Raw genomic sequence first — 7,401 nt, 5'->3', positions numbered from 1 at the left:
GAGACGCGGAGGGTCAAGGAGGGTAATGCGCGGAATACGGGTCTGGCCGGGCGCGCCGTCTCCGCGTGGAGACCTCTTTACCGAGACTCTCCGTTTGGAGCTAGTGGACGCCGACTGTCCGGAGCATGATCCAGATCCCATCGGCCGCACATTCGCGACGGCCATCGCTGAGAAAGAAATGGCGTTGATGCTGAGAGTACGTGACCTCCAGGTGAACTATCGAGGCGCGATCCTCGGGCTGCGACGCATCTCACTGGAGGTACCGGCCGGTGCGGTAGTGGCCGTACTGGGTAGTAACGGTGCCGGCAAGACCACCCTGTTACGGGCTGTGTCGGGGGCCATCGGTGAGTACGGCGGTTCCATCAGCAACGGGACAGTCGATTTCGACGGCCGCAGCCTGGTGGGGAAGTCTGCCGCGGCGATCGTGGCCGCCGGGATTGTGCAGGCGCCGGAGGGTCGCCGGATCTTCGAGCGACTCACTGTCGGTGAGAATCTTCGCATCGGCGGGTTCACCGTCCGAGATCGTCAGGCCAGCGCGAAAGCGCGGCTGTTTGTCCACGAGCTGTTCCCCATTCTCTACGACCGCCGTGACCAGCGTGCCGGCCTGTTGTCCGGTGGTCAGCAGCAGATGCTGGCGATCGGACGCGCGTTGATGGCCGGCCCGCGGCTGCTCCTGCTCGACGAGCCGTCGCTGGGACTGGCGCCGAAGATCGTAGGTCAGATCGGGCGGGTGATTCGAGAGATCAACGCCCGTGGCACGACGGTGTTGCTGGTCGAGCAGAACGCGGCGATGGCGTTGTCGGTGGCCACCCACGCTTTCGTGCTCGCCACCGGTGAGGTCCGGCTGTCCGGCTCCGCCGCCGAACTGGCAGCCGACGACACCGTCCGCGACCTGTACCTGGCGCGTGACACCGAAGTGGCGGTTGAGCATGAGCTGGTCGCCAGCACAAGCCGGCCACGGTTGGGCAGGTGGCAGGGATGAGCGCCCGGTCCACCGCCACTGAAGCGGAGCTGGTCGTGGACGCGGTCACCGTCCGGTTTGCCGGCGTCACCGCGCTCGACGGCGTGTCGTTCACGGTCGGCGCGGCGGCGATCCACGCCGTGATCGGGCCGAACGGCGCGGGGAAGTCGACGTTGTTCAACGTCGTGTCCGGGGCTTACCGGCCCGCTTGCGGAAGCGTGCGTTTCCGCGGAGCGGACCTGACCCGCCTGCGGCCGCACCGGATCGCCAGGCTGGGCGTCGCCCGGACATTCCAGAACATCGCGCTGCTGGCGTCCGAGCCGGTCGAGGAGAACCTCATGATCGGCCGGCACCGTCTCACCCGAACCGGGTTCGTCGCGGCCGCTTTGAGGACCCCGCCGGCACGCCGGGAGGACCGGCGGCACCGGATCCGCGTGCGGGAGATCGCCGGCTTCCTCGGCCTTGGCGACAAGCTCGACGTCGCAGCCGGGGAGCTGTCCTACGGCGACCAGAAACGGGTGGAGATCGCTCGAGCCCTGTGCGTCGAGCCCGCTCTGCTGCTGCTCGACGAACCGGCCGCCGGTATGAACGCCCATGAGACGGCGGCCATGGGGCGCCTCATCCGTGACATCCGTGATGACCTCCAGATCCCGGTGCTGCTGGTCGAGCACGACATGGGCCTGGTGATGGGCATCGCTGACCGGGTGACCGTGCTCGACTTCGGCAAGCGTCTCGCTGACGGCACCCCGGCGGAGATCCAGCACGACCCCGCGGTGCAGGACGCCTACCTCGGCACTGACGACAGCGACTCCCCAGGAGAAGGATCGTGAGACTGTTTCTCGAGCTGATCGTCAGTGGGCTTTCACTCGGCGCGGTATACGCTTTGTTAGCACTTGGTTTCGTTATGGTGTTCAAGGCTAGTGGCGTGGTCAACTTCGCCCACCCGGCCCTGCTGATGATCGGCGCTTACACGACGGCCAGGCTGGCCGCCGACGGTCACGTACCGTTCGTGGTCGCCATTCTCGCCGGGGTCGGCCTTGCCGCGGTCGCCGCGCTCGTCGTCCAGCGGCTGCTTGTGTACCCGATGGCCAGCAGGTCCGCCATCACGGTGAGCGTCATGACCATAGGGGTCAACCTGGTCATCCAAACGGAGATCATTCGAAGGCTCGGCGTCGATATTCTCCCCATGCGTGATCCATGGGGAGCCCGGGTCCTGACGGTGGCCGGCGTGCACATCCCGCAGACCCGGGCCGCGGCTCTCGTCGTCGGAGTTGCGCTGATCGGTGCCTTCTTCGTCTGGTTCAAGTTCTCCATCTGGGGAATCGCCATGCGTGCCGTTGCCGACGATCCGGAGACGGCCGCGCTGATGGGCATCCGGCGCGCCCGTGTGTCGGCGCTCGCCTGGACGCTCGCTGGAGCCCTCGCGGCGGTCGCCGGCCTGTTCCTGACCGTCTACCCGACGTCTGGTGTGGCTCCGGCGAGCGCGGCGGCGGCGCTGCGGGCCTTTCCCGCGGCGATCATCGGTGGCCTCGACTCCACCGGTGGCGCCATAGCGGGCGGCCTGATTGTGGGTGTTGCCGAGGTGCTGACCCAGGGTTACGCCCACGACCTGACCTTCCTCGGGCAGGGCTTCGACACCGTCATGCCCTACGCGGTCATGGTCGCGGTGCTGCTGGTTCGGCCGTCCGGCCTGTTCGGCACGCAGGAGCTGCACCGTGCCTGACTCGCGTAGCGCCCTCGGTGTCGCCGATTCGGCGCCCGTCGCCCCCGCACGGTCGGCCGTGGCCGCATCGCGGCCAAACCCGCGCCGTCCCGTCACAATCGTGGCCGTGCTCGCGGCTGTGCTCGTCGCGCTGGCGATCCCGCTGTATGCCGACAGGTTCTGGCTGCAGCTTGGTCTGTTCGCCTTCGCCAGCACCGTCGCGGCGCTCGGCCTCACCCTCCTTCTCGGCCAGGCCGGCCAGCTGTCGTTCGGGCATCCCTTCTTCGTCGCGGTCGGCGCCTACGGCTACACCGTTCTCGCCAGCCGCCCCAGCACCGCCGGTGCCGGCCACCGTCTCGGCCTCGCGCTGCCACCAGCCGTCGCGGCCATCGCCGCGGTGCTGCTGGCCGGTGTGGCCGGGCTGCTGTTCAGCCCGATCGCGGCCCGGCTGCGCGGGATCTATCTCGGGATCGCCTCCCTCGGCCTGGTCTTCGTCGGGCAGCACATACTGTTCAACGCCGAGACGCTGACCGGCGCCTCCAACGGCAGGGGCGTGCCCGCCTTCGCGCTGCCGGGTTTTCGGTTCGACACCAGCTCCCAGGAGACGCTGTACGTATTCGGCGTGCCGTTCGGCCGCGAGGAGAAACTGTGGTACCTCGGCCTGGCGGTCACCGTCGCGGCGTACCTCTGCGCCCGTAACCTGATCCATAGCCGGCCAGGACGCTCCCTTCGCGCGGTTCGTGACCGGGAACTGATGGCCGGGATCATGGGCGTGCCGGTGACCCGCTACAAGGCGTACGCGTTCGCGCTCTCGTCGATGTACGCCGGCCTCGGCGGCGTCCTGACCGCCCTGGCATTCGGCCGGATCGTCCCGGACACCTTTGGGCTTGACCTGGCCGTGCAGTACCTGGTGATAGTGGTTATCGGCGGGCTCGGCTCGCCCGCGGGCGCGGTGGCCGGTGCCCTCTTTGTCACCGGCCTGCCGGCCGTCCTTGACCGGTACGCCGCCGCCCTGCCCGGACTCGCTCCCGAGGGCTCGCCGGGAGTCATCAGCCCCGCCGTGGCCGCCCAGCTGACTTTCGGTACAACAGTGATCATTCTTCTGCTGTTCGAGCCCGGCGGTGTCACCGCGGTGGGCCGGCGCTTACGCCGTGGCGCGGACCGAGCCCTCGTTCGCGCGCGTCGCTCCTGAGCCACTCTCGGCAAGTCCATGCTCCTGAGTCACCCTCGACAGTCCATCCCACCCCTGAAAGAGGGTCGTATGTCCTGGTTATACGCACCGTCCCGTTCTCGCGGAGCCGCGCTGGCAGCGATGGTGGGCGTGCTCGCCATCACCGTGCTGGCCGCGGGCTGCGCAACCAAGAAGAACGCCGACACGAACGGCGCGCCTGGAGCGGCCGGCGGGGTCGCCGTCGGCCCGGGCGTCACCGACAAAGTGATCAAACTGGGTGTCCTCACCGACCGGACCGGACCGTTCGCCGGTGCTGGCATAGCCGCGGAGCAGGGACGGCTGCTGTACTGGGACAAGAAGAACGCCGCCGGCGGGATCTGCGGCCGGCAGGTCCAGTTCGTTGTCAAGGACCATGGGTACAACCCCCAGAAGGCGGTCACCGCGTACAGCCAGATGGAGGGCGAGGTCCTTGCGCTCGACGAGTTGCTCGGCTCGCCAGAGATCGCCGCGCTGCTTCCCAGCCTCCAGAGCAATCAGATGCTGACCATGGCCGCGTCCTGGTCGTCGGCGCTGCTCAGCAATCCGTATGTGGTGATTTCCGGGACGACATACGACATTGAAATGATTAACGGGATCGAGTGGCTGCTCCAGCAGAAGCGTCTCGCCACGGGTGACAAGATCGGCCACATCTTCGTCGAAGGCGACTATGGCGAGAACGCTGTGGCCGGGAGCCGGGCGGCGGCCAAGGCGCTGGGCCTGCAGCTCGTCGAGCAGAAGGTCAAGGCGACCGACACCGATCTGACCGGCCAAATCACAGCGTTGCGTAGCGCGGATGTCAAAGCGGTCCTGCTCACCACCACCCCGCCGCAGACCGCGTCCGCGGTCGGGGTTGCTGAAGCCGCCAAGTTCACCCCCGCCTTTCTCGCCTCCAACCCAGCCTTCAGCCCACAGCTGCTTAACACGGCGGCTGGGGCCGCGCTGGAGAAGAGGCTGCTCGTAGCGACCTCCACCGCTCCGTTCTCGTCCACCGCACCCGGGCCGTCCCAGGTCCGCAGTGCGTTCGAGGCCAAGTACGCGGGTCAGCCGAAGTCGTCGTACGTTATGTACGGGTACGCGCAAGGTGAGATCATGGCACGGATCCTCGATACCGCCTGCCGCGCCAACACGCTGACCCGGCCCGGTCTTCTCACCGCGTTCCAGAGCCTCGCGAACGTCCAGACCGATGGGCTGGTTGCGCCCTTGGACTACAGCAAGAGCGGACGGACGCCAGCCCGGCAGATCTACCTGGCCCGCCCGGACTCTGCCGCCGCCGGTGGGCTGACCCAGATACAGGACCTGTTCGCTACCCCGCTTGCGAGCAGCTACCAGCCGACCGGCTGAGCGCGGGCCGGAACGGCATCCACAGCCACCCGGAATCCTCGCTGATCGAAGCCACTCCGCGGCCACCTGCGCGTGGAGTGGCTTCGATCAGCAACGAAAGGAGCAATGCATGCACAGCACGATGCAGGACACCCCGCTAGAGATCCGCCGTCTCCTCGAGCACGGCAGTTCGTTGCATAGTGCAAGTTGTGTAAGTACGGCCACGTTGGGTGAGGTTCGTCGGGGCAGTTATCGCGAGGTCGGCGCGAATGCCGCCCGGTTGGCGCATGCGCTGCGTGCGCTCGGGGTGCGAGCGGATGACCGGGTCGCGACCTTCATGTGGAACAACCAGGAACACGTCGAGGCGTACTTCGCCGTCCCGTGCATGGGAGCGGTCCTGCATCCGCTGAATTTCCGGCTGGCCGAGGAACAGATCCGCTACGTCGCCAACCACGCCGAGGACAAGGTGGTCATTGTCGACGCGTCGTTGCTGCCGGCCTTCGCCCGGCTGGTGCCAGAGATGCGGACGGTGGAGCACGTGGTGGTCAGCGGCAGCGCCGACCATACGCTACTCGACGGCACCGGTATCGCGGTACACGATTACCAGCAGTTGATTGACAGTCAGCCTGACAGTTATCCATGGCCGGATACGGCCGAGCATCAAGCCGCGGCGATGTGCTACACCTCGGGCACGACCGGTGACCCGAAAGGTGTCGTCTACAGCCATCGGTCGATCTACCTGCACGCCATGGCGATAACATTTCCCGATACGTTCGGCCTGTCGGCGCGCGACTGTATGCTCGCCATCGTTCCGCAGTTTCACGTCCTGGCCTGGGGATTGCCATACGCGGCCTTTCTGACCGGCGCATCGCTGGCGATGCCGGACCGGTTTCTCGCCGCGGAACCGCTCGCCGCGTTCATCGCCGCCGCACGGCCGAACAAGGCTGCCGGTGTCCCGGCTGTATGGCGGACGTTGCTCCAGTATGTGGACGCTCATCCCGATGCCGATATCTCATCCCTCCAGGAGGGGATGGTCGGCGGGTCGGCCTGCGCGGAGTCGCTCATGCGGGACTACCAGGAACGTTATGGCATCACCCTCCTGCACGCCTGGGGGATGACCGAGACGTCGCCGCTGGGTAGTGTGGCGCGCCCTCCCGCCTCCGCCGACCTGGCCGAGAGCTGGCGCTACCGGATCAGCCAGGGCCGATTCGTCGGCCCTGTCGAGGCGCGCCTGGTCGGTCCCAACGGGTCCGTTCTGCCCAATGACGGGCGCAGCGCCGGTGAACTGCACGTCCGTGGCCCGTGGATCACCGCTCGGTACTACCGCGACAACGACCAGGACAAGTTCCCGGACGGTTGGCTACGCACCGGCGATGTTGGCATCATTACGCCGGACGGTTACCTCACCCTTACTGACCGGACCAAAGACGTCATCAAGTCCGGCGGAGAATGGATCTCCTCGGTTGACCTGGAGAACCACCTCATGTCCCACCCGGCTGTATACGAGGCCGCCGTCATCGGGATACCCGACGAACGCTGGGGAGAACGCCCGCTGGCGACCATCGTGGTCAGCGAGGGGCAGCAGGTCTCACCCACTGAGCTACGCGACTACCTTGCCGCTAAACTGCCCAGATGGCAGCTGCCCGACCACTGGTCGTTCCTCACCGAAGTACCCAAGACCTCGGTCGGCAAGTTCGACAAGAAGGTTCTGCGGCAGCAGCACGCCGGTGGCGTTCTCGATATTCAGCAGTTGCGATAGGGCGCTCCCTGGAACCGCGGGTGGCGCGGTTCCAGGGAGGATCGTTGATCGTTTGATTCAGTAATATGATTTCACGGTGCTGTCGTGGAATCGCCGTGGGTTGCCATACGGGTCCTTGCTCGTGTTTGCATCGTCGCCGTCGAAAGGGGGCCGAAGCTGGCGGGGCGCACGGTTGTGGTGATAATCTACTGGCGTATGGTTTCCTACTGATTAAGCGATGTATGCAGAATTATCCGACTGATGACAGCGTCAGCGGTATGGGCTGCCGGGGGGCGGGTGGCAGGAGGACGGGGGGACGGGGGTCGGTTTCGACGTCAGGCGATTGGCCAGTAGGAGGAGCGAGATGACCCTTGTGACCGGGGAACGACTTGCGGAGATCCGTCCATTGGATGTGTCGGTCGGTGGACCCGCCTTGCGCGGGACGCCGTGGACACAGGTGCCGGAGACAC

At 66.7% G+C, this 7,401-nt stretch carries 6 protein-coding genes; all 6 read left to right on the top strand.

Going from position 1 to position 7,401, the window contains the following annotated elements:
* Positions 1–178 precede the first annotated feature (178 nt).
* Positions 179–982, top strand: a complete 804-nt coding sequence (locus MJ777_RS21550) for an ABC transporter ATP-binding protein (RefSeq protein WP_239377617.1) — start codon at positions 179–181, stop codon at positions 980–982.
* Positions 979–1,791: an ABC transporter ATP-binding protein gene (locus tag MJ777_RS21545; RefSeq protein WP_239348165.1), complete on the top strand. Its 813-nt coding sequence runs from the start codon at positions 979–981 to the stop codon at positions 1,789–1,791. Before MJ777_RS21550 ends, MJ777_RS21545 begins: the two co-directional genes overlap by 4 nt.
* Positions 1,788–2,684, top strand: coding sequence for a branched-chain amino acid ABC transporter permease (locus MJ777_RS21540; protein ID WP_239313437.1), 897 nt, complete (start codon positions 1,788–1,790; stop codon positions 2,682–2,684). Before MJ777_RS21545 ends, MJ777_RS21540 begins: the two co-directional genes overlap by 4 nt.
* Positions 2,677–3,855 (top strand): branched-chain amino acid ABC transporter permease, encoded by a 1,179-nt coding sequence (locus MJ777_RS21535; RefSeq protein ID WP_239377616.1) that lies wholly within the window; start codon positions 2,677–2,679, stop codon positions 3,853–3,855. The genes MJ777_RS21540 and MJ777_RS21535 overlap by 8 nt, the downstream gene beginning before the upstream one ends.
* 69 nt (positions 3,856–3,924) lie before the next feature.
* Complete coding sequence (locus MJ777_RS21530; RefSeq protein ID WP_239348163.1) at positions 3,925–5,214, top strand: ABC transporter substrate-binding protein; 1,290 nt, start codon at positions 3,925–3,927, stop codon at positions 5,212–5,214.
* A 109-nt stretch (positions 5,215–5,323) separates the two neighbouring features.
* Positions 5,324–6,952, top strand: coding sequence for a long-chain fatty acid--CoA ligase (locus MJ777_RS21525; RefSeq protein WP_239348162.1), 1,629 nt, complete (start codon positions 5,324–5,326; stop codon positions 6,950–6,952).
* Positions 6,953–7,401: the final 449 nt, after the last annotated feature.

The sequence above is a fragment of the Protofrankia sp. Cj5 genome, from assembly GCF_917627405.1.
In the GTDB taxonomy this organism is placed as follows: domain Bacteria; phylum Actinomycetota; class Actinomycetes; order Frankiales; family Frankiaceae; genus Protofrankia.
This window is presented reverse-complemented; position numbering and strand designations above follow the sequence as displayed.

Bases quoted from the DNA above. Each gene is read 5' to 3' on its own strand.
- MJ777_RS21550 (WP_239377617.1), top strand. From the start codon at position 179: ATGGCGTTGATGCTGAGAGTACGTGACCTCCAGGTGAACTATCGAGGC.
- MJ777_RS21545 (WP_239348165.1), top strand. From the start codon at position 979: ATGAGCGCCCGGTCCACCGCCACTGAAGCGGAGCTGGTCGTGGACGCG.
- MJ777_RS21525 (WP_239348162.1), top strand. From the start codon at position 5,324: ATGCACAGCACGATGCAGGACACCCCGCTAGAGATCCGCCGTCTCCTC.
- MJ777_RS21530 (WP_239348163.1), top strand. From the start codon at position 3,925: ATGTCCTGGTTATACGCACCGTCCCGTTCTCGCGGAGCCGCGCTGGCA.